20 protein-coding genes are annotated in these 20,693 nt (G+C 37.0%); 4 read left to right on the top strand and 16 right to left on the bottom strand.

The features are described 5' to 3' along the window. Positions 1 to 364 precede the first annotated feature (364 nt). The 12 genes from argF to yjfP form a co-directional block, all read right to left on the bottom strand. Entirely contained in the window at positions 365 to 1,318 is a 954-nt protein-coding gene (argF, locus tag LG276_RS08565) for an ornithine carbamoyltransferase (protein ID WP_404294065.1), read from the bottom strand. Further along, positions 1,315 to 4,407 (bottom strand): carbamoyl phosphate synthase large subunit, encoded by a 3,093-nt coding sequence (locus LG276_RS08560; RefSeq protein ID WP_404294062.1) that lies wholly within the window; start codon positions 4,405 to 4,407, stop codon positions 1,315 to 1,317. Before LG276_RS08560 ends, argF begins: the two co-directional genes overlap by 4 nt. After that, the gene (locus LG276_RS08555; RefSeq protein ID WP_404294060.1) at positions 4,400 to 5,479 is read right to left on the bottom strand and encodes a carbamoyl phosphate synthase small subunit; all 1,080 of its coding nucleotides are present in this window, start codon (positions 5,477 to 5,479) and stop codon (positions 4,400 to 4,402) included. The genes LG276_RS08560 and LG276_RS08555 overlap by 8 nt, the downstream gene beginning before the upstream one ends. 81 nt (positions 5,480 to 5,560) lie before the next feature. Further along, positions 5,561 to 6,712 (bottom strand): acetylornithine transaminase, encoded by a 1,152-nt coding sequence (locus LG276_RS08550; RefSeq protein ID WP_341103242.1) that lies wholly within the window; start codon positions 6,710 to 6,712, stop codon positions 5,561 to 5,563. Continuing rightward, positions 6,712 to 7,488, bottom strand: a complete 777-nt coding sequence (gene argB, locus LG276_RS08545) for an acetylglutamate kinase (protein ID WP_224937726.1) — start codon at positions 7,486 to 7,488, stop codon at positions 6,712 to 6,714. The genes LG276_RS08550 and argB overlap by 1 nt, the downstream gene beginning before the upstream one ends. 13 nt (positions 7,489 to 7,501) lie before the next feature. Beyond that, on the bottom strand, positions 7,502 to 8,731 hold the full coding sequence (argJ, locus tag LG276_RS08540; RefSeq protein WP_404294058.1) for a bifunctional ornithine acetyltransferase/N-acetylglutamate synthase: 1,230 nt from the start codon (positions 8,729 to 8,731) through the stop codon (positions 7,502 to 7,504). A 16-nt stretch (positions 8,732 to 8,747) separates the two neighbouring features. Beyond that, a complete protein-coding gene (argC, locus tag LG276_RS08535) occupies positions 8,748 to 9,779 on the bottom strand; it encodes an N-acetyl-gamma-glutamyl-phosphate reductase (protein ID WP_224937724.1) in 1,032 nt (343 codons plus the stop codon). Positions 9,780 to 10,162: 383 nt separating this feature from the next. After that, the gene (gene mobB / locus LG276_RS08530; protein WP_404294410.1) at positions 10,163 to 10,624 is read right to left on the bottom strand and encodes a molybdopterin-guanine dinucleotide biosynthesis protein B; all 462 of its coding nucleotides are present in this window, start codon (positions 10,622 to 10,624) and stop codon (positions 10,163 to 10,165) included. Beyond that, positions 10,618 to 11,883: a gephyrin-like molybdotransferase Glp gene (gene glp, locus LG276_RS08525; protein WP_404294055.1), complete on the bottom strand. Its 1,266-nt coding sequence runs from the start codon at positions 11,881 to 11,883 to the stop codon at positions 10,618 to 10,620. The genes mobB and glp overlap by 7 nt, the downstream gene beginning before the upstream one ends. 23 nt (positions 11,884 to 11,906) lie before the next feature. Continuing rightward, entirely contained in the window at positions 11,907 to 12,923 is a 1,017-nt protein-coding gene (gene moaA / locus LG276_RS08520) for a GTP 3',8-cyclase MoaA (RefSeq protein ID WP_251161329.1), read from the bottom strand. Between the two features lie 234 nt (positions 12,924 to 13,157). Beyond that, on the bottom strand, positions 13,158 to 13,469 hold the full coding sequence (locus LG276_RS08515; protein WP_095369832.1) for a metal-sulfur cluster assembly factor: 312 nt from the start codon (positions 13,467 to 13,469) through the stop codon (positions 13,158 to 13,160). 90 nt (positions 13,470 to 13,559) lie between these two features. Then, positions 13,560 to 14,327, bottom strand: coding sequence for an esterase (gene yjfP / locus LG276_RS08510; RefSeq protein WP_251161328.1), 768 nt, complete (start codon positions 14,325 to 14,327; stop codon positions 13,560 to 13,562). A gap of 228 nt (positions 14,328 to 14,555) precedes the next feature. Between yjfP and LG276_RS08505 the strand changes: the two genes are divergently transcribed. Together LG276_RS08505 and LG276_RS08500 are read left to right on the top strand one after the other, a co-directional pair. Next, the gene (locus tag LG276_RS08505) at positions 14,556 to 15,374 is read left to right on the top strand and encodes a Cof-type HAD-IIB family hydrolase (RefSeq protein WP_095369834.1); all 819 of its coding nucleotides are present in this window, start codon (positions 14,556 to 14,558) and stop codon (positions 15,372 to 15,374) included. A gap of 99 nt (positions 15,375 to 15,473) precedes the next feature. Further along, positions 15,474 to 15,626: a hypothetical protein gene (locus LG276_RS08500; protein WP_191814850.1), complete on the top strand. Its 153-nt coding sequence runs from the start codon at positions 15,474 to 15,476 to the stop codon at positions 15,624 to 15,626. A gap of 51 nt (positions 15,627 to 15,677) precedes the next feature. On the opposite strand, the gene LG276_RS08495 is transcribed toward LG276_RS08500, so the two are convergent. Both LG276_RS08495 and LG276_RS08490 read right to left on the bottom strand, forming a co-directional pair. Further along, positions 15,678 to 16,403, bottom strand: coding sequence for a BsuPI-related putative proteinase inhibitor (locus LG276_RS08495; RefSeq protein WP_289433332.1), 726 nt, complete (start codon positions 16,401 to 16,403; stop codon positions 15,678 to 15,680). 15 nt (positions 16,404 to 16,418) lie between these two features. After that, positions 16,419 to 17,249: a YitT family protein gene (locus LG276_RS08490; RefSeq protein ID WP_224937719.1), complete on the bottom strand. Its 831-nt coding sequence runs from the start codon at positions 17,247 to 17,249 to the stop codon at positions 16,419 to 16,421. Positions 17,250 to 17,374: 125 nt separating this feature from the next. Between LG276_RS08490 and LG276_RS08485 the strand changes: the two genes are divergently transcribed. Next, positions 17,375 to 18,235 (top strand): DegV family protein, encoded by an 861-nt coding sequence (locus LG276_RS08485; protein WP_251161325.1) that lies wholly within the window; start codon positions 17,375 to 17,377, stop codon positions 18,233 to 18,235. Between the two features lie 76 nt (positions 18,236 to 18,311). Further along, positions 18,312 to 18,443, top strand: coding sequence for a DUF3941 domain-containing protein (locus tag LG276_RS08480; protein WP_095369838.1), 132 nt, complete (start codon positions 18,312 to 18,314; stop codon positions 18,441 to 18,443). An 868-nt stretch (positions 18,444 to 19,311) separates the two neighbouring features. Here the strand turns inward: LG276_RS08480 and LG276_RS08475 are convergent. Then, the gene (locus LG276_RS08475; RefSeq protein WP_404294052.1) at positions 19,312 to 19,452 is read right to left on the bottom strand and encodes a hypothetical protein; all 141 of its coding nucleotides are present in this window, start codon (positions 19,450 to 19,452) and stop codon (positions 19,312 to 19,314) included. A gap of 342 nt (positions 19,453 to 19,794) precedes the next feature. Beyond that, complete coding sequence (locus LG276_RS08470; protein ID WP_289433328.1) at positions 19,795 to 20,667, bottom strand: S1 RNA-binding domain-containing protein; 873 nt, start codon at positions 20,665 to 20,667, stop codon at positions 19,795 to 19,797. Positions 20,668 to 20,693 lie beyond the last annotated feature (26 nt).

Here is a 20,693-nt window from a genome sequence, read left to right as displayed (position 1 = left end):
TCCGCGAGAAGGACGAATCATAAAGGAAATTGTAGGTATTGTGTTTTCCTCAAATCAGATTGCAAGCCTGTCTCTGGCGCTTTTATTGTTGGGTGTACTTTTTAAATTACTCTTACCCCGCAGCTATCTTTGCGTTTTTCACTCATGATGTACGAACAAATCCTTTTTGATACGCTATTCCAACGCATTTTCATCTTGATGTACGAGCTCACTCACTTTGCTTCGCTATCCCTGCGTTTTTTCCTCTCAATGTACGAGCAAACCCTTTTTTGCTCACCCTCAAACTTCCTAAATTCCCCTCAAATGATAAAAAGCACGAACCATTCTAGGAACAGAATAGTTCGTGCTTCAGCTTGTTACAACACTATAGTAATTCAGTTAATAAGGCTTTTTGTGCGTGAAGACGGTTGCCTGCTTGTTGGAAAACAGCGGAGTGATCACCGTCAATAACAGGCGCCGAGACTTCTTCCCCACGGTGTGCGGGCAAACAGTGAAGGAATAAATAATCTTCTTTTGCATAGGCTACAAGTGACTCGTTCACTTGATAATCATGAAAGACTTGTAAACGCATTTCATTTTCTTCTTCTTGACCCATACTCGTCCAGACGTCCGTATAGATGACATCAGCTCCATCAACCGCCTTTTTTACGTCGTTTTCGACGACAATTTTACTGCCCGTCACTTCAGCAAATCCTTGTGCTAAAGTGACCACTTTTTCATCTGGTTCGTAGCCTTTCGGACATGCAATCGTCATATGCATGCCAACTTTTGCTGCCGCAATCATTAATGAGTGAGCTACATTATTGCCATCTCCAACATAAACACAACGAATACCTGCTAATTTTCCTTTTACTTCTTTAATCGTTAACAAGTCTGCTAGTGCTTGACAAGGATGATAAAGGTCCGTTAACCCATTAATTACTGGAATAGTAGCATGTGTGGCAAGTTCTTCTATAATATCATGAGAAAATGTACGAATCATAATGCCATCAACATAATTAGATAATACTTTTGCGGTATCTGCAATCGTTTCTCCTCTACCGATTTGCATGTCATTACTATTTAAATAAAGGGCATGACCGCCAAGTTGTAACATACCCGCTTCAAAGGAAACCCTTGTACGTGTAGATGACTTTTCAAAAATCATTCCCAATATTTTGCCCTTCAATGGCTCTTCGACTTGATGATCCGTTTGCTTCATTTCATATGCCTTTTCGACAAGTCCATTGATTTCTTCAGAAGAATAATCAGCTAATGTTAGCATATCCTGTCCTTTTATATCTAACTTTTTACCACATACAGTCGATGTTGTAATCATGATTTCGTCACTTCCTTTACATTGTCGTTTTGCCAATCCTCAATTGCTACTGCTTGCCAATCCTTTTCTGTTAAAGCAAGTAAATAGGCTTCAAGTGACTCTAATTCACTAAAAGTGTGTAGGCGATTTTTAACCGCCCATTCCCGCATACGTTGATTTTCATCACCAGTGAAAGGATTGTAAAGTGCAACAGTTGTTTCATCTAATTCGGCCCCTTGAGCATCTAGCAATTTGGTTTTTGACTCTTTTGCCAATGTCCTGATGCCATCTGTTAATTCACCACTATACAAAACGGACCGTTCCTTATCTCCATGTAATTGAAACACTTTCTTTAAAGCTTGTGGTAAAGTCGCTGCTAACGCAATTCCTTCCCCAGTTGACTTCATTTCTGGTCCTACTTTAGCATCAAGACCTTTTAGTGCATAGTTAGAGAAAACCGGATATTTGACAGTAACAAATGTTTGCTTCGTATCTTCTGGAAGTTGGTCTTTTTCGAAAAATTGCTTTCCTAATAATACTTTTGTTGCCTCCTGAACCAATGGAATAGCAGTCACTTTACTTACAATTGGCACCGTTCGACTTGCCCTCGGGTTTACTTCAAGTAAGTAAACTTTGTTATCATCAATAATATATTGGATGTTCATTAAACCTTTATATCCAAGCTTTTTAACCATCAATTGTCCATACTTAATCATAAGATTTTGTACTTCTTTTGATAAGCTTTGTGGCGGTAAGACTGACATACTATCACCAGAATGAACCCCGGTCCTTTCAATATGCTCCATAACTGCCGGGATGAGAACATGCTCTCCGTCTGCGGCTAAGTCAAGCTCCGCCTCTTTCGCCTGTAAAAATTGATCCACAAGTACAGGGAATGGAATATCCTTCTTTTTATAAACTTGAAACGCTTCATCATTATAAATGGTTTCCATCCCCATCCCACCGATAACATAAGATGGTCTAATCAATACTGGATAGCCGATTTGGTTTACATATTGTTCGAGTTCAACTTCATTTTCTGCAACGTACCCTTGAATATGAGGGATTTCAAGTTCATCTAATAATTGATAAAATAATTCTCGATCTTCAAGGGTATCAATGGTTTTCGAATCAGTACCGAGTAATTTTACCCCGTAATCCTCTAGCTGATTAGCTAAGTTAAGCGCTGTTTGTCCACCTACTTGAACAATGACTTCATTCACTTGTTCCGCTTCAATTACATTCATCACGTCTTCAATGATTAATGGTTCAAAATAAAGACGATCTGCTGTCGTAAAATCCGTACTGACTGTTTCTGGATTATTATTAATCATAATCGTTTCAATACCTTCATCTTTTAAAGCAAAGACACTTTGTACAGAACAATAATCAAATTCAATTCCCTGGCCAATTCGTATCGGACCACTACCAATGATTAAAACTTTTCTTTTATCGCTTGGTATTTGTTCATTTTCTCCAAAATAGCTAGAGTAAAAATAATTGGAAGACGCAGCGAATTCGGCAGCACATGTATCAACCATTTTATAAGATGGGATTATCCCCATTTCTTTTCTTTTATGACGAACAGCTTTTTCATCGACGTGCCACACTGAAGCAAGGTAGGCATCACCAAAGCCCTTTTCTTTGATCAGTTGCATCATTTCTGGCTCAATATTTTCGAGTGAAGCTTGTGCAATCTCTTTTTCTAATGAGATTAAACGTTGGAAAGCTGACAGATAAAAATAATCAATTTTAGTGATGTTTTTTATCTCTTCAGCGCTTACCCCACGTCTCATTAACTCTAATATAATAAAGAATCTTTCATCTGTTTGGCCTGCTAGCTCCTTCAGTAACGTCTCTTTTGTATCTTTTTTAATCCGAGGATAGTGAAGATCAAGTCCTTTTCCTTCAAGGGAATGAACCGCTTTGATCAACGCTCTCTCCAAGTTTCTATCAATCCCCATTACTTCTCCTGTTGCTTTCATCTGCGTGCCTAATTTGCGATCAGCATCAGAAAACTTATCAAACGCCCATTTTGGAAATTTGACAATGCAATAGTCTAGTGCCGGTTCAAAACTAGCAAAAGTATCACCAGTTACTGGGTTAATAATTTCAGAAAGATGATAGCCTACAGCCAACTTTGCTGCCATTCGTGCAATCGGATATCCAGTTGCTTTAGAAGCAAGAGCAGAAGATCGGCTAACTCGAGGATTCACCTCAATCAGGTAGTAATTTTTACTTTCTGGGTCTAGAGCAAATTGAATATTGCATCCACCAATGATGCCTAACTCAGAAATAATTTTGACAGAAGCACTACGAAGCATTTGGTACTCTACATCGCTTAATGTCTGACTCGGGGCAACAACAATACTATCTCCTGTATGTACACCTACTGGATCAATGTTTTCCATATTACAAATGGTGATACAAGTATTGTTGCTGTCGCGCATCACTTCATATTCTACTTCTTTAAACCCAGCAATACTTCTTTCTACAAGTACTTGCGTAATCGTACTTTCTTTTAGGCCACTCTTAACGAAATGCTTTAATTCATTCATATCTGTTGCAATACCGCCCCCTGTTCCGCCAAGGGTATAAGCAGGTCGGATAATGATAGGGAAACCAATCTTTTCAGCAAACGCAACCGCTTCTTCCACATGATGAACGATTTCACTCTCTGGAACTGGTTCATTTAAGTCATTCATTAATTGGCGAAATGCTTCCCGATCTTCACCTTTTTTTATTGCTTCGATACTACTCCCTAATAGTTTCACCTCATATTTATCTAATACGCCTGCTTCACTTAGTTGAAAGGTTAAATTTAGACCTGTTTGACCTCCTAAAGTTCCTAATAAGCCATCTGGTTTTTCTTTTTGAATGATTTTTTCAATACTATTTACTGTTAATGGTTCAAAGTAAATCTTATCTGCAAATGCGTGATCTGACATAATTGTTGCAGGGTTATTATTTACTAATATCACCTTATAGCCTTCTTCTTTAAGCGCCGCGCATGCTTGCGTGCCTGCGTAGTCAAATTCTGCTGCTTGCCCAATCACGATTGGTCCCGATCCGATGACCAGGATTGATTGGATACTGTTGTCTTTAGGCATATGCGATAACGCTCCCTTTCTTCTCTTCAATCGTTTGAATAAATTCTAAAAATAAATAATGCGTATCGGTTGGTCCAGGGTTAGCTTCAGGGTGAAATTGTACCGTCTCAATCGGATAAATTTCATGAGTGAGACCCTCAACAGATTGATCATGCAAATTAATGAACCTTGTTTTAAATCCAGTTGTTTCTAAACTTACTGTATCAACAACATAGCTATGGTTTTGCGAAGACATCATGACACGTCCTGTTTTTAAATCACTAATAGGGTGATTCGCCCCTCTGTGTCCAAAAGATAACTTTGTTGTGTTACCCCCAAGTGCAAGTGCTGCCAACTGATGTCCTAAACAAATCCCTAAAGTAGGGTAGCTGGTAATTACTTTTTTAAGTTCGGGTAAGACGTGTTGAAGCGTTTTCGGATCTCCAGGACCATTGGACAGAAGGATACCATCAGGATTTAACTTAGCAACTTCATTGAATGTTGTAGAAAATGGCACAGTAGTCACTTTACAATTTTGCTGTAATAAGCTATTAAGTATTGATTTCTTATAGCCGAAATCATAAAGAACAATATGCTTATCACCTTCACCATATATGTGCATCTGAGGATTAGAAACCATTTCAACCTTATGATCCTCTTGTTTACTCCATGTTGTATCTTTTACAGAATGAGCGGACATAGTTGCTGGCATGGAACCAACTGCCCGAATTTTTTTCACAATTGACCTCGTATCCATATGCCCTAGCACAGGAATATTCCATTTACGCAAATACTCCTTCAGTGTATAGGCAGATTGATAATGAGAAGGTTCATTTGTCCCCTCATAAACAATCACGCCAGCTACATGTGGCTTTTTACTCTCAAAGTCTGATTCATTCACACCGTAATTCCCAATTAAAGGATAAGTGAAAACGATAATCTGATCTTTGTAGGATGGATCTGTTAGCACTTCTTGATAACCTGTCATTCCTGTAAAGAAAACAATTTCTCCTGCAACCTCATTTTGTGGTGGCGTATTTAGCCATTCCCCTTTATAACAATGACCGCTTTTTAAATGTAAATACCCTTCCATCTTTAACACCTCGTGAACTTGTATATTCATTAAACAAAATTAATTTTTATGCATTTTTAGTTTTAAAAATGCAGCCATATTTCAGGCTGTCTGAACTGGAACTATATTCTTTTTCAGTATAGCTACTGCTTGATTTATCTCTTCTACTGTTGCTGTTAACGGTGGTAATAATCTCAAGACATTCTCACCCGCCGATAACGTAAGCAAGCCATCATTTCTTAAGAATTGCATTAAAGATGCCGTATTTGTATTCATCTCTATACCAATCATTAATCCTAATGAACGAATAGCGGTTACCTCTTCTATATTGTATAGTGATTCCTTCAACTGTTCAAGTAAATATTCTGCCTTTTCATTCACTTCTGACAAAAAATCCTCATTGAAGACTATCTCCATTGTAGCGATCGCTGAAGCAATACTTAATGGGTTTCCTCCAAATGTGGAACCATGACTACCTGGACCAAAGTATTCCTTTAGATTTTCTTTGCCTATGATAGCACCGATTGGTAGCCCACTTCCAAGCCCTTTTGCACAAGTAATAATGTCTGGTTGTAGGTCATAATGTTGAAAGGCAAATGGTTTACCTGTTCTACCAATGCCTGTTTGAATTTCATCAATAATGAGCAATGCTTGGTATTCTTGACATAATTGTTGCAATTCTTCCAAAAAGGCCGAATCCGCAAGGTGAATACCACCCTCACCTTGAACCACTTCCACCATCACGGCTGCTGTTTCATGATCTATTAATGATTTCACCGACTCGATATCATTAAAAGTAGCATGCGAAAATGTTGGCAGCATACTCCCAAACCCTTGTTTTACTTTATCCTGACCTGTTGCCCCCATCGTAGCAATTGTTCTACCGTGAAAAGATTTGTTAAATGTAAGGATTTTGTCTTTACCTGTAGCTTTTTTGGCTAATTTAATTGCCCCTTCATTTGCCTCTGCTCCGCTATTTGCAAAGAATGTATAAGCTAAACCAGATGCATGAGCTAACTTTTCTGCTGCCAATGCTTGTTGTTCTTGTGTAAATAGATTGGATACATGCCAAAACTTATTTAATTGCTTTGTGATCGCTGCTTGGACTGATTCGGGGCGATGACCTAAGTTAGTGACACCAATTCCGGATGTGAAATCTAAATATTCTTTCCCGTTTTTATCTATTAGTTTTGTGCCTTTTGCCTCTGCTGGTTCTACTTCCCAGCGAGCATATGTGGGGAATAAATGATTCATTATTGTACCACCTCTACTTGTTTTTTTGTCATTTTTGTCCCTGTCCATGCTTCTCCATTAAAAAAGTTGTGCTTCCCAGAAGCAATCATTACACTAGCAAGGCCTTGTTCTAACACCGCCACTGCAGAGTTTACCTTTGGTATCATCCCGCCCGATATCTCACCACTGTCAATATGCTGTTTTATTTCTTCTGTATCTAAATGCTCTACGAGTTGTTTATTAATTAATACTCCTTCAACATCGGTGACGAATATACACATTTCCGCTTCAATTGCTTTTGCTACAGATGCAGCAGCAAAATCTGCATTGATGTTTAACTTCTTACCATCTTCTGTTGTAGCAATAGGCGTGACAACAGGTATATAGCCTTTATTAAGAATTACTTCTAATAACTCCGCTTTCACTTTGGTAATTTCTCCTACTAACCCAAGCTCTGCTTCATTAATAAAATCAGCTTGTAGAAAACCGTGGTCACTCCCATTCAAACCAACTGCTTCAAAACCATTACTATCAAGCAATGTTGCTAACTTCCTATTGGCTACACCTGATAACACCATTTCAACAATCTTCATCGTCTCTGGCGTTGTTTTTCTTAAACCATTGATAAATTGTGATTCTACCTTGTGTATTTGCAGCATTTTGTTTATTTCAGGACCACCACCGTGAACGAAAATAAGTTGGTAACCATTCTTCTGTAAATGATGTAAACTTTCAAAGAACGCAGGTGATAGCTGATCCATCACGCTTCCCCCACATTTGATTACAATACGCTTCATTGTCTATTCCTCCTTAGGAACGATAACTTGCATTTATTTTCACGTAATCATACGACAAATCGCATCCCCAAGCTTTTCCTAAGCATTCGCCAATATGTAGATCAACGTGAATTTCCACCATTTCACCAAGTAAATATGCCTTCGCTTCTTCTTCAGAAAAGGAAACGGGAGTACTCTCTTTTAACATCTGAATGGGGCCTATAGAAATATCTACATTATTCGGATCAACCTGTACTTGACTTTGCCCAAGCGCACCAATAATTCGCCCCCAATTAGCGTCTGCTCCGTGAATAGCTGTCTTCACTAAATTAGAACCAACAATTTGTTTAGCCGCTTTTTGTGCCTCTTCGTTTGTGATTGCACCTTTGACTATTACCTCAACAAGTTTTGTAGCACCTTCGCCGTCTCTAGCAATTGATTTTGCCAACTCTTCACATGTTTGTTTTAACAAAGCTATAAAAATCGGCCAATCTTTATGATCTGGACTCAATCTTTCCGTTTCGCTCATTCCATTTGCCATCACAAGGACCATATCATTTGTAGATGTATCTCCATCTACTGTAATCTGGTTAAATGTCTCGTTTGTGATTTCTTTAAGTGCCATCTGTAAATCACCGGGACTTACCTGCGCATCCGTTGTCACAAAACCAAGCATTGTTGCCATATTAGGGTGGATCATACCTGACCCTTTTGCTGCTCCTGCCATATGAATCGTCCCACCCGCTATTTCAGCTGAGTAGCAAGTCTGCTTATCAATTAAATCAGTTGTTAAAATTGCTGTAGCAAAACTATTAGCATGTTCTTTTGTTGCTTGTGGTTGGATGGATTTTATCCCTTGTTCGATTTTTTCCATATCTAAAAATTCGCCAATGACTCCAGTAGATGCTACTCCGACCAAGTGCTCAGTCAAATTTAATTGCTCTGCAGTCAGCTTTCTCATCTTATAAGCGTCTTCAAGCCCTCGCTTCCCTGTACAAGCATTTGCACAAGCACTATTTACGACAATCGCTTGAAGCTTACCTTTGGCGACAATACTTTCTTGGGTTACTAACAAAGGAGCCGCTTTAAAGGAACTTGTTGTATAAACACCTGCACTACTCGCTGGTTGTTCACTAACAATCATTCCAAGATCCTTTTTCCCTTTACTAAGCCCTGCATAAATACCATCAGCCTTAAAACCTTTTGGTGTTGTAATAGAGCCGTCTTGTATATATGTAATAAGGCTGTTTTTAGTTGCTTCCATTGTTTGTCGTTCCTCCTTATGGGTATAACGGGGTCATCTCCAGCCCTGTCGTTTCTTCCATTCCAAACATTAAATTTGCATTTTGTACAGCCTGACCAGCTGCCCCTTTCATTAAATTATCAATTACAGAGATAATTGTCATTCGGCCTGTGCGCTCGTCAACATGTAAACCAATATCACAATAATTAGAACCGGCTACCTCTTTTACTGATGGATAATTACCGACTGGTCTGACACGTACAAACGGACTTTGCTGGTAAGTATGCTCGTATAATTCCACCAACTGTTTAGTCGAATAATTTTCTTTCAGTTTCACATAACTTGTAGCCATTATACCTCTGGTAATTGGTAGTAACTGTGTGGTAAAGGTGATTGCTTCCATTTCCTTATTCCACACTTTTAATTGTTGTTCAATTTCAGGTGTATGTTGATGTTGATTCACTTTATATGCCGAGAAGTTCTCATTTGCCTCAGCGTAACTTGACGTCCTTGATAGAGAGCGACCCGCACCAGAGATGCCTGATTTGGCATCTATGATAATTTGATCTTTTTCTATTAAATGCTCAACAACTACAGGAGCTAAACCTAATAATGTAGCAGTCGGATAACAACCAGGATTCGAAATCAGGTGTGAAGTTTTCACTTGGTCTCGATTCCACTCAGTTAATCCATATACCGCCTGATTAATCACCTCATCAGAAGTAGGGTCTTTCTTATACCATTGTTTATATTCGGATGCTGGTAACCTTAAATCTCCCGATAAATCTACTATTTTAATATTTTTATTCACAAATTGTGCCGCTAATTCACCTGATACACCAGAGGGGGTTGCTAAAAACACAATATCTGAACTTTCACTAATTTTCTCAGGCTCTATCTTTTGTAATTGATTGTTCATGATTCCGATTAAATGTGGATATTCATCAGAAATGGCTAAATTATCTCTAGTGGAATGTATAGAAGAGATTTCAAATTCGGGGTGGTTTTTTAATATTCTCAATAGTTCTGCCCCACCATATCCTGTTGTACCAATAATTGAAGCTTTCATCACGTCACCCTTTAGTTTTGTATATTTATAAATTTTTATTTATATTTATTAAATATTTAACTACTATTATAGAAATTTCTGAAAAGAAATGCAACAGGTTTTTGTAAGTTTTTTTAACAAATTAAATAAAAATTTAGATTTAACTCATTTTTCGGACTTTTATTTAAACCCCTACCCGAAAATATACCAATTAAACCAAAAATGATTTATTTATTTAAAAAAATCTTTTTGCTGTTCTTTTTAACTTTAAACTCCTTTCGTTCATCTCCATTTTTCTAAACAATTGAATGCATAATAAAATACTCCCCTACAAGTAGAGTAGGTTTATTTAAAACCTGTCTACCTTTAGGGGAGTATCTTATGTACTAATATCATGTAATGAACTACCGTATAAGTTTATTCACTATTTCTTTTATAACCACTTCGTTGTTATCATCTTTTGTCACTATATATTTGATGTTTGACAGTTGCTCAATAAGGCTTTGATCGGTTTCATCCCTCAGTAAAAGAACTTTAGGATAGTTTGCTTTTTTATGTCCTTCAATAATAATAACATCTGGATTCATATAAGTTAGTACCTGAATCTGCTCTTCAAGTGTCCAATTAAGCTTTTTTGCTTGCATTAATAGCATGCCTTCACCTTCGACAATGGTAGCAGTGGCTCCTGATACGATATGTCTACTACTATCTTTATTTGATACTACATCAGGTTCTCCGTGGCCATGATGTTTAATCGTTGCGACATTCAAGTCTTTTTCTGCTAAAGCTTGTACAAGTTGAGTGACGAATGTCGTTTTACCACTATTTTGATAACCAACCACTTGCATAATTTTAGGTGTTACCACGGCCAATTGCTACCCACAAAATCTTCAAGCATGAAAACTTCAACAATATCTCCAACACCATAGCCTCTCGTTCCACCTGGCAATGCCATAAATGCATTTGCTCTTGCTAAACTCATGACAATATTTGATTTATCAACACCGCTAGGTCGCACCATCAATGAGCCATTTGTGACATACACATCGGCTCTAACGAATCTTGTAAATGGATTTGCTTTTGGAAAATCCTGTTGTAAGATCGCTGTTTCTTTTCTTAAATGAGGGGAGCGGCAACCTAACATATAACGAATGATTGGTCTTGCAAATAATTCGAAGCCAACATAACAAGCAGAAGGATTCCCAGAGAGGCCAAATAATAATTTTCCATTTATCTGTGCTACTGTCGTAACACTGCCTGGTCTCATTGCGACTTTATTAAACAGAACCTCCGCCTGTAGTTTCTCGTATATCGCAGGGAGATAATCAAAGTCTCCTACAGATACACCACCTGTTGTGATGAGAATGTCTACATCATCAATCGCAGTCGCAATCGCTTCGTAACATGTATCAAAATCATCTGGTAGTTTACCATAATATTTCACATCAGCACCAACGCGTTCAATTTGCGCTATGAGCATCGTACTATTACTATTTCTTATTTTTCCATCTTCTAGTTCTTCTTCCACTTCTAATAATTCCGTTCCGGTGGCAAATAACCCAATAACCGGCCCTTTAGCTATAGGTACTTCAGCATACCCAAATGTCGCTAGAATGGCTTGGATACCAGGATTGATTTTCGTTCCCTTTTCAACGAGTACCTCACCTTTCTTTGCATCTTCCCCTTGAAAAGAAACATTGTCACCAGCGTTGAAGCTACGCTTAATAGACATATACGATTGATCCCCATCTTCAAACGATCTCGCTACCTCAAGCATAACGACGCAATCACATGAATCAGGGATTTTTGCCCCCGTCATAATACGTACTGCTTGCATTGGTCCTATTTTTTTTGAGGATACGTAGCCTGCTCCAATATGATCAACTACTTCAAAAACGACCTCATTTTGTAAAGAAGCTTCTTTCGTATCTATAGACCTCACTGCAAAGCCATCGTATGGGGAGCGATTAAAATGTGGTACATCACTTGTTGCAGTTAAATCTTTTCCTAAATATCTACCATGACTTTCCTTAATTGAGACAAATTCAACGGCGCCGCTTTGTTTATAACTCATTACTTTTTTAACTGCTTCAGCAACCTGAATCGGCTTCCTCTTTTCTAGCATCTGTTTCCATCCCCTAATAATCTTTATCCGCCAATATAAGACATTTCAAGTTTTTTACGATTTTTTCTCGTTTCGTCTGTTCTGACATCAGAGTAACGATCATTCCGATGGTTCCATATGTCAGTAACATATCCGACAATATCATCATCAGAGACATTTGAACGAATAAATGATTTAATATCATGTCCTTCACCATTAAATAAACATGTATATAACTGCCCATTAGCAGATAATCTTGAGCGGGTACAACTAGAACAAAAAGATTCAGATACTGAGGTAATGAATCCTACATCTATATCAGTACCAGTGTAGCGATACCTTTTAGCAACTTCGCCAAAGTAGTCAGGATCAACTGGCTCAAGATCATAATGTTCATTTAATTGCTGGAAAATTTCTTTCTTTGTCACCACATCATCCATTTTCCAACCGTTTGTATCACCAACATCCATATACTCAATGTATCTTAACTGTAGTGAATGTTCTTTACAAAACTTCGCCATTGGTAGGACTTCTTCATCGTTTAAGCCTTTTTTTACAACCATATTAATTTTGACACCGAGTCCCGCTTCTTTTGCTGCGTGTATTCCCTTTATCACCGGACCTGTCCCGACATTGCGTCCATTAATTTCACCGAACAATTCATCTTTTAGACTATCTAAGCTAATATTTACCCGTTTTAACCCAGCGGCTTTTAATTGAGTAGCAAATTTAGGTAATAATACGCCATTAGTTGTTAACCCGATATCCTCTAAGCCTTCAATTTGAGATAGTTTCTCCACTAATAAAGGCAATTCTCTCCGTAGTAAGGGTTCTCCACCGGTTAACCTAATTTTTTCTACACCTAAACCAACAAAAATCCGTGCTAATCTTTCAATTTCTTCGTAAGATAACAATTCATTCTTAGGTAGAAAAACAAAATCTGGTCCGAAAATTTCTGCTGGCATACAATATTGGCATCTAAAATTGCAACGGTCAATTACTGATATACGTAAATCTCGTAATGGCCGATTGAGTGAATCCTTAATATGAGTTTGTTTCATGTAAATCAACTCCGTCTTATCGATCACGTCGATAACTTTTTCTATAAATAAAATGTAAAATGATTTTATTCCAATATAACATGAAATCCTCTATTGGCATATGCCAATTAGAGTACTAAATCTCTACTTTAAGCTTTATCCCTGCACCTAAGGCAAGGAGCGCTATTTTATTTCAATATTCATTCATACAAAAAAACAGCAAGCAATGCTTTGCTGTTTTTTCTTACACCTTAATTAATCACGTACGCCTAATGCAATCTTTGCATATCTAGACATTTTATCTTTTGTCCATGGCGGACTCCATACAATATTGACTTCCGTGCTTTTTACTTCAGGGATATCAGCAAGCGCTGTTTTCACTTGATCAACAATTGTTCCAGCTAAAGGACAACCCATGGAAGTTAAAGTCATTTCAACTTCCGTATTTCCTTCATCATCCATAGTAACATCATAGACGAGTCCTAAATTAACGATATCTACTCCTAATTCAGGGTCAACAACAAGTTCAAGTGCGCCCATAATGCTTTCTTTTAAATCTTTGTCCATCGAACACAACTCCTCATTTCATATATTATAGCTATCATAACAAAAAAGTCATCAATGAAAAAGGAATAGCTGTTTAACTATCACTTTTTCTTATAAATATCGTTGAAACCATTCAACTGTTGCTAATAAACCTTCTCTGCTTACCTTATGTCCTGCATTTTCATCAACAATGAAGTTCAACCTGTCTGGATGGTCCTTATATAAAGGTTGTATCGTTTGAAAAAAGTCATAAGTTGGCGCAAATGGAACAGTCGTATCTTTTTTTCCGTGCCAAAATAGCAATGGACGTCCTGATAAAACTTCCTCTTGTTTACTTAAATCATACTTTGTAATTTCATCTAGAACAGCCTCAACTTGAGTGTCTGATAATGGGAAATCCTTTACTTTTTTCCGCATTGTTTCAATTTGCATCCCAGCAAACTTCTCATAATATGGCATGCCCATTAAACTGACTGCCACCTTCAACCATTTATATTGTGTTAAGGCACCAAGTGTAATAATTCCACCCATTGAAGTCCCTGCCACACCAATACGATTCTCATCAACTAACCCTTTAGCTACTAACTCTTCTTTTATTTCCGGTAATTCTTTAATTGTTTGAATAATCATATCCCAAAATTTCAATTGCAATTCAGGCTCTGGCAATCCATGACCTCTTTCACCATGTTCATTCACTTCTGGTAATATAACACGAAATCCTTTTTCAGCAAGCAGGTAGGCATAATGTAGGTTATGCTCTTTCGCACTAGTAAAACCATGAATGAAGAAAATGAGAGGCAGCGATTGGGATTTAAACTCATCTTTCACGATATGCAAAGCGGGAATACCTTTTAATTCCTGATGATCAATAATAACCACTATGTCTCCTCCTATGTTAAAAACTATAAGAAAATGTAAACATCTTATAAAAGAGGTTATTTCTTTTACAAATGACCGTATACATTGGTAATATAGTGTAAACTTAGATAATAAATACTACTTGAAAATATTAACTGCCTTTCAAGTTTAACATTTATTAGCGCCTTACCATACTTTAATGCTTATTATATGAATGATTTTTTCCTATAAAAAACTGAAGGAGATATTATGACACAAAAACATTTAATCGTTCTTGATTTAGATGGAACTTTATTAAAGGATAATAAAACCATCTCACAAAAAACAAAAGAAGTCCTATTTAAAGCCCGTGAAGCCGGACATGAGGTGATGATTGCTACAGGAAGACCTTATCGTTCAAGTGAAATGTATTATAAGGAAATGCAAATGACCACACCTATCGTTAATTTCAACGGTGCCTTTATTCATCATCCAACAAATCCAAAATGGGGAATACGCCATACGCCTCTTGATATGAAAGTAACAAGAGACATTATTGATGCTAGTCAAGATTTTAAGTTCAATAATATTATTGCGGAAGTGCTTGATGATGTATATTACCATTATCATGATGAAAAACTGATGAATATGTTTAATCTCGGTAACCCTAAAGTCACTACAGGAGATTTAAGAAACTTCCTGCCTGCTTCACCAACAAGTATGCTCATTCATACAGACCAAGAGCAAATAACACAAATTCAGCGCCATTTGAATGATGTGCATGCTGAAGTTATTCATCAACGTAGCTGGGGTGAACCTTTCCATATTATCGAAATCGTTAAGGCTGGTTTAAACAAGGCAATTGGCATTCAACAAGCTTGTGATTATTTAAATATTCCTAAAGAGCGAGTGATTGCTTTCGGTGATGAAGATAATGATTTAGAAATGCTTGATTTTGCTGGTATTGGTGTGGCTATGGGTAATGGTATTGACGCTGTTAAAACAGCGGCTAATGAAGTGACCTTAACAAATGAAGAAGATGGGATTGGTATCTTCTTAAATGATTATTTAAATTTAAAAACACACTAATCCAAAATCTACCCTTTTTAAAAAAAGTAAAAATGGTACAAAATAAAGGATGTCGTAGCAATTAGCTACTTCAATATTCTTCATTAAGGGGAGATAATAATGGGCAAACGTAATAAATCGAAGCGCTTTATTAAGCAAGGTGCCGATAGTGTCACTCAGCATGATGCACGTATACCCTACCATTCAACATACTCGGAGGCAGAAGCTGAAAAGTTAAAGAATGTAAATGACTCTTCCCTCGGTGGAATATAAAATTTCGCAGGAAAAAGAGCTAACTTTTCTCGAGTTAGCTCTTTTTCAATCTTAAAAACTTTGCAGTATAATCGGAGTTCCTTTACTTCCCTTTTCAGAAAGGTAAGCGATCAGAGAACCGTTCTTTGGTAAATCTTCTTCATTCACTTTCACAGCAATATTAAAATCACCATTTTTATTCACTTGAACAGGCTGTTCTTTTATAAGTAAAAAATGGCCATCTTCTACAGAATAAATAACCGGCAACTGCCCCTTATAATGCCCCTTAATATGATAGATACCATCTTTGCCCTCAACTGTCATATTGTTAAAGGGCTGTGCTTTACCATACATAAAAGTGGTTTGTGAAGTGTGGTTTATTTCCATTCCCTCTGGCCTAATTACCTGTCCTAAAAATTTCGCCTGAACCTTATAACTGCCTGGGTTTAAGGTACCTTCATTTGCGGTTTGATAATCCCAAGTAGACTTCCACTCCTTTTTTTCTCCCGGAGAAAGGTTCTCTGTTTGAATCATTTGTAAAAAGGCTTTTCCATCCGAATACCTATATATTACTTTTCCATGTTCATCCAACACCTCATAATCATACTTTTGGGAAGAGTTAAATTGCAATTCGACTAATTCATTTGTTTGATTATGAACGGTAAAAGTAAGGACCAATTTTTCTTCCGAAACCGCTTGAACCTCAAATTGAATATCCATATGGTTGTTTGCTTCCATTTCAGACTGCTGTGGAAGAAAATTCGTCGCAAGTATGGCACTAAGCAGTAAATGTAGCATAACTGCCCCCTTTCATTAATCTCTTCTAAAAACACCATAGACATCGGCAGTATTTACAATATTAGTGAATGCGTTAGGATCTACTTCTTGAATGGTCCTTTGTAAGTCAAATAATTCATATCTTGATACTACAATCATTAGCATTTCCCGATGTTCATTGGAAAATGCTCCTCTTGCAGGAATCATTGTAATTCCTCTAACCAATTTATTATGAATGGCCTTTTTCATTTCATCTTGCTTATTAGTAATAATCATCGCTGTAAGCTTTTCATGCCTTGTATGAATCGCATCAATAACCCGTGTGGATGCATATAATGTCACTAATGTATAAAGTGCTTTTTCCCATCCGAAAAGGAAGCCAGCTGTAATAATAATAACAGCGTTTAGTGAAAAAAAGTATGTACCTACTGGTCGATCCTTAGCCTTCGAGAGATACATAGCGATAATATCCATACCGCCTGTTGAAGCACCCCATTTCAATGTGATACCGACACCGACGGCTGCAATGACTCCCCCAAACACAGCATTTAACAAAATATCTTTTGATACACTGATGACAGGGATAATCTCCATAGAAACAGTTGTGATCACAACACTTAAAAAGCTATATAAGGTAAAAAGTTTACCCACACGCTTCCAAGCAAAGATGGCTATTGGTACATTTAAAATAAATAAAAGTATGCCAGTAGAAACCGCACCATTTAATATACTTGAAAGAAGTTGGGCTACCCCAGTAAAGCCGCTCGCATATACATTTGCGGGTATGAGGAAAAAGTTCATCGCTATCGCATTTAATATTGCCCCCACAACAATAATGATGATTTTTCTTGTTTCAATCCAATTCATATTGACCTCCTTAATCATCTCTCTATCTTTTCTTTACCCAAGTTTAGGTTTTTCAATGCATTCCATTGTGTTTTTTCCTAAGTTTCTATAAACTAGTATCATCTAAGTTGAAAGCAGGTGAAATAATGTCAGTTAAAATTCTCGCTGACAGTGCATGTGACTTACCGTTAAGTTTTTTTGAAGAAAACGATGTCACACTTATTCCATTGAAGGTTCATTTAAATGGAGAGGAATACGATGACCTGTTGACGATCGATTCCAAGAATATTTATGAAGCCATTCGCGAAGGTAAGGTACCTAAGACCTCCCAAGCTTCTCCCCTTTTATTTGAAGAGATCTTTACGAATATGGCTAAAAACAAGGAAGATGGTATCTATATAGCCTTTTCTTCCGCACTTTCTGGAACATATTCCACTGCCGTTATGGTGTTAGATCAAGTAAAAGAAACCTACCCAGACTTTAACTTAACCATCATAGATAGTAAATGTGCTTCCTTAGGTCATGGATTAGTTGTACTGAATGCTGTAAAAGATGCAAAAGAGCAACTTGCCAAAGATGAAATTGTTAGCAATGCAACATTCAATTGCGAACATATGGAACATTTATTTACAGTTAATGACTTAGAATATTTAGCAAAGGGCGGTAGAGTTTCTAAAGCATCTGCCTTTGTAGGTGGGCTACTCAATATTAAACCACTGTTAAATGTTGAAGATGGAAAACTTGTACCAATTGAAAAGCATCGCGGTCGTAAAAAGCTCTTTAAACGAATCATTGATATCATGAGGGAAAGAGGCGTTGCCTTGGATAGACAAATGGTGGCTATTAGTCATGGTGATGATGAAGCCACTGCCCTAGAAGTGAAAGAGATGATTCAAAAAGAATTTGGTGTTGAACAATTTTATATTTCTCCAATTGGTTCAGCAGTCGGATCCCATGCTGGTGCCGGCACAATTGCAATTTTCTTTTTAAATAAACTTAAAGGTTAATGCACTTATACATACTTCCTTCCATTCTTTCAAACACTAAGTGTGTACAGATGAAGAATGGAAGGGAGTTTATTTTATGTCTCATACAACTGATAATGACAAAAAAGCAAAAGATAACAACGCATTCAACCATGAAAAAAACATGGAAGAAACAAAAAATAAGCAAGAAGGTCGAAAAAGCTTTTCAAAGAAAACAGACCATCTTTGATTGAACAAAAATTTAAAAATGACAAAAGTGAAGTCCTAAGATACCTCAAGTATTTTAGGACTTATACAGTTCACAAAATTTTGTCTTGAAATGGGGATCAATGGACATTTTTCAAAGCTTATTTTTTGTATTTATCCTTAACCATATTGTTAGGATAAGCTATTTTCGTGTGTACAGTGGTTGATGTCTTTTTAACTATGGAATCTGCAACTTTATCAACAACTTTCCTTTTAACATTGGTTATATTTTCTTTTCCCTCTTTTTTAGTCGCGGTTTTCCTATTTACGCTACTCATTTCTTCGTTTCTTCAACTATTAGTCGCGATTTCTCTTTTTGCCCTACTCATTTCTTTAGTTCTCTACTTATTAGTCGTGATTTCTTCATTTGCCCTACTCATTTCTTTCTTCCTTTAATTATTAGTCGCGATTTCTTCATTTGCCCTACTCATTTCTTTAATTCTCCACTTATTAGTCGCGGTTTCTACATTTGCCCTACTCATTTATTTTTCCCCTCAACTTTTAGTCGCGATTTCTACATTTACCCTACTCATTTCTTTAATTCTCAACTTATTAGTCGCGATTTCTACATTTGCCCTACTCATTTCTTTAGTTCACCACTTATTAGTCGCGGTTTCTACATTTGCCCTACTCATTTCTTTAGTTCTCCACTTATTAGTCGCGGTTTCTACATTTGCCCTACTCATTTCTTTCTTCCTTCAACTTTTAGTCGCGGTTTCTCTATTTGCCCTACCCATTTCTTTTTTCCTTCAATTATTAGCCGCGATTTCTACATTTGCCCTACTCATTTCTTTTTTCCCTCAACTATTAGTCGCGATTTCTACATTTGCCCTACTCATTTCTTTTTTCCTTCAACTATTAGTCGTGATTTCTACATTTACCCTACTCATTTCTTTAATTCTCAACTTATTAGTCGCGGTTTCTACATTTGTACTACTCATTTCTTTAGTTCTCCACTTATTAGTCGCGGTTTCTACATTTGCCCTACCCATTTCTTTTTTCCTTCAAATATTAGTCGCGATTTCTTCATTTGCCCTACTCATTTCTTTCTTCCTTCAATTTTTAGTCGCGATTTCTTTATTTGCCCTACTCATTCTTTCTTCCCTCAAACTATTAGTTCTCGATTTTTCTATTTACGCAATTCTTTGTTTCTCTCTTTTACATTGCTTATATTTCTTTCTCGCTCTTTTTTAGCAACGACTTCTACCAAGACCAAATCTTAGTTCCACCTTTACTATCAACTAATACAACTTAAGTCTTGCTCGACTTTCATAAGAGTATGATGAAACCCATACAAAAAAAGCGGGATGGCTCTCACACCTTCCCGCTTTGATTTATTTTGACTCATTCTCTTTTATATAAGTCCAACCTTCTTTTTGATACACCTTACCGTCCTTCATCAATCGACCAAGTGCACGTTTAAAAGAAGCTTTACTTAGTTGAAATCTATCCTTTATATCCTCTGGTGCGCTTTTGTCACTGTATGGCATAGCTCCATTACGTGATTGCAAGTAATGAAGAATGATTTCACTATCATCAAGTAATGCTTCTTGTTTTCTTGGATTGAGAGAGACATTAATCGAACCATCTTCTTTGACATCAATGATTCTACCGTTCACTTTTTCCCCAAGTCTTGGCTCTTGACGTCTTTCCGTTTCATGGATGAAGCCTTTTAGGCCATCTGCTGTGTAAATCCAGCTTCCAACTTTGGCTGTACGGTAAATAAATCCGTGAATATCTTTATTAAGTTCTTCCCTTCCAGCCTTATGTGAAATACTAGCTATCACTTGATCTGTAGCAAGCTTGACATATATTCTACCGTTTCGATTAACCCTTAATGTAACGTATACCGTATCATCAACAGTCGGCCATACTCGTTCGTGAACAGGTAAATCCTCTTTTCCCAGTAACATATCTTTACTAATACCAATATCAATAAATACCCCGAGCTCAGGATTAACATCTACTACTTTCGCCCAGCCATATACTCCAACAGTAATCTCAGGTAATGTCATTGTTGCTGTTTTTCTACCTTCAGAATCTACATAAATAAAGACAGAAATTTTTTGTCCTTCTGTAATTTCTTCTTTCACCTCATTCTTATGAAGCAGAACGTCCTCTTCTCCATCTGTTAAGAAATAACCAAAAGCCGCTTCTCTGGAAACTAATAACTCTGTAATCTTGCCGATCTCATCTATTAAAGCCATTTATATCCTCCTAAAGTTGTTCGCAT

The organism is Cytobacillus kochii (assembly GCF_044790165.1).
Lineage (GTDB): Bacteria > Bacillota > Bacilli > Bacillales > Cytobacillaceae > Cytobacillus > Cytobacillus kochii.
The sequence above is the reverse complement of the archived record's forward strand: the minus strand, read 5'-3'. Positions and strand labels throughout refer to the sequence as shown.

What these genes read in the sequence shown, in the direction of transcription:
- argF (WP_404294065.1), bottom strand. Translation starts at nt 1,318, where the DNA reads ATGATTACAACATCGACTGTATGTGGTAAAAAGTTAGATATAAAAGGA.
- LG276_RS08490 (WP_224937719.1), bottom strand. Translation starts at nt 17,249, where the DNA reads ATGAATTGGATTGAAACAAGAAAAATCATCATTATTGTTGTGGGGGCA.
- LG276_RS08500 (WP_191814850.1), top strand. Translation starts at nt 15,474, where the DNA reads ATGGGCAAACGTAATAAATCGAAGCGCTTTATTAAGCAAGGTGCCGAT.
- LG276_RS08550 (WP_341103242.1), bottom strand. Translation starts at nt 6,712, where the DNA reads ATGAATCATTTATTCCCCACATATGCTCGCTGGGAAGTAGAACCAGCA.
- LG276_RS08555 (WP_404294060.1), bottom strand. Translation starts at nt 5,479, where the DNA reads ATGGAAGGGTATTTACATTTAAAAAGCGGTCATTGTTATAAAGGGGAA.
- LG276_RS08560 (WP_404294062.1), bottom strand. Translation starts at nt 4,407, where the DNA reads ATGCCTAAAGACAACAGTATCCAATCAATCCTGGTCATCGGATCGGGA.
- LG276_RS08505 (WP_095369834.1), top strand. Translation starts at nt 14,556, where the DNA reads ATGACACAAAAACATTTAATCGTTCTTGATTTAGATGGAACTTTATTA.
- LG276_RS08470 (WP_289433328.1), bottom strand. Translation starts at nt 20,667, where the DNA reads ATGGCTTTAATAGATGAGATCGGCAAGATTACAGAGTTATTAGTTTCC.
- LG276_RS08480 (WP_095369838.1), top strand. Translation starts at nt 18,312, where the DNA reads ATGTCTCATACAACTGATAATGACAAAAAAGCAAAAGATAACAACGCA.
- argC (WP_224937724.1), bottom strand. Translation starts at nt 9,779, where the DNA reads ATGAAAGCTTCAATTATTGGTACAACAGGATATGGTGGGGCAGAACTA.
- LG276_RS08495 (WP_289433332.1), bottom strand. Translation starts at nt 16,403, where the DNA reads ATGCTACATTTACTGCTTAGTGCCATACTTGCGACGAATTTTCTTCCA.
- argB (WP_224937726.1), bottom strand. Translation starts at nt 7,488, where the DNA reads ATGAAGCGTATTGTAATCAAATGTGGGGGAAGCGTGATGGATCAGCTA.
- glp (WP_404294055.1), bottom strand. Translation starts at nt 11,883, where the DNA reads ATGCTAGAAAAGAGGAAGCCGATTCAGGTTGCTGAAGCAGTTAAAAAA.
- argJ (WP_404294058.1), bottom strand. Translation starts at nt 8,731, where the DNA reads ATGGAAGCAACTAAAAACAGCCTTATTACATATATACAAGACGGCTCT.
- LG276_RS08475 (WP_404294052.1), bottom strand. Translation starts at nt 19,452, where the DNA reads ATGGGTAGGGCAAATGTAGAAACCGCGACTAATAAGTGGAGAACTAAA.
- moaA (WP_251161329.1), bottom strand. Translation starts at nt 12,923, where the DNA reads ATGAAACAAACTCATATTAAGGATTCACTCAATCGGCCATTACGAGAT.
- LG276_RS08515 (WP_095369832.1), bottom strand. Translation starts at nt 13,469, where the DNA reads ATGGACAAAGATTTAAAAGAAAGCATTATGGGCGCACTTGAACTTGTT.
- LG276_RS08485 (WP_251161325.1), top strand. Translation starts at nt 17,375, where the DNA reads ATGTCAGTTAAAATTCTCGCTGACAGTGCATGTGACTTACCGTTAAGT.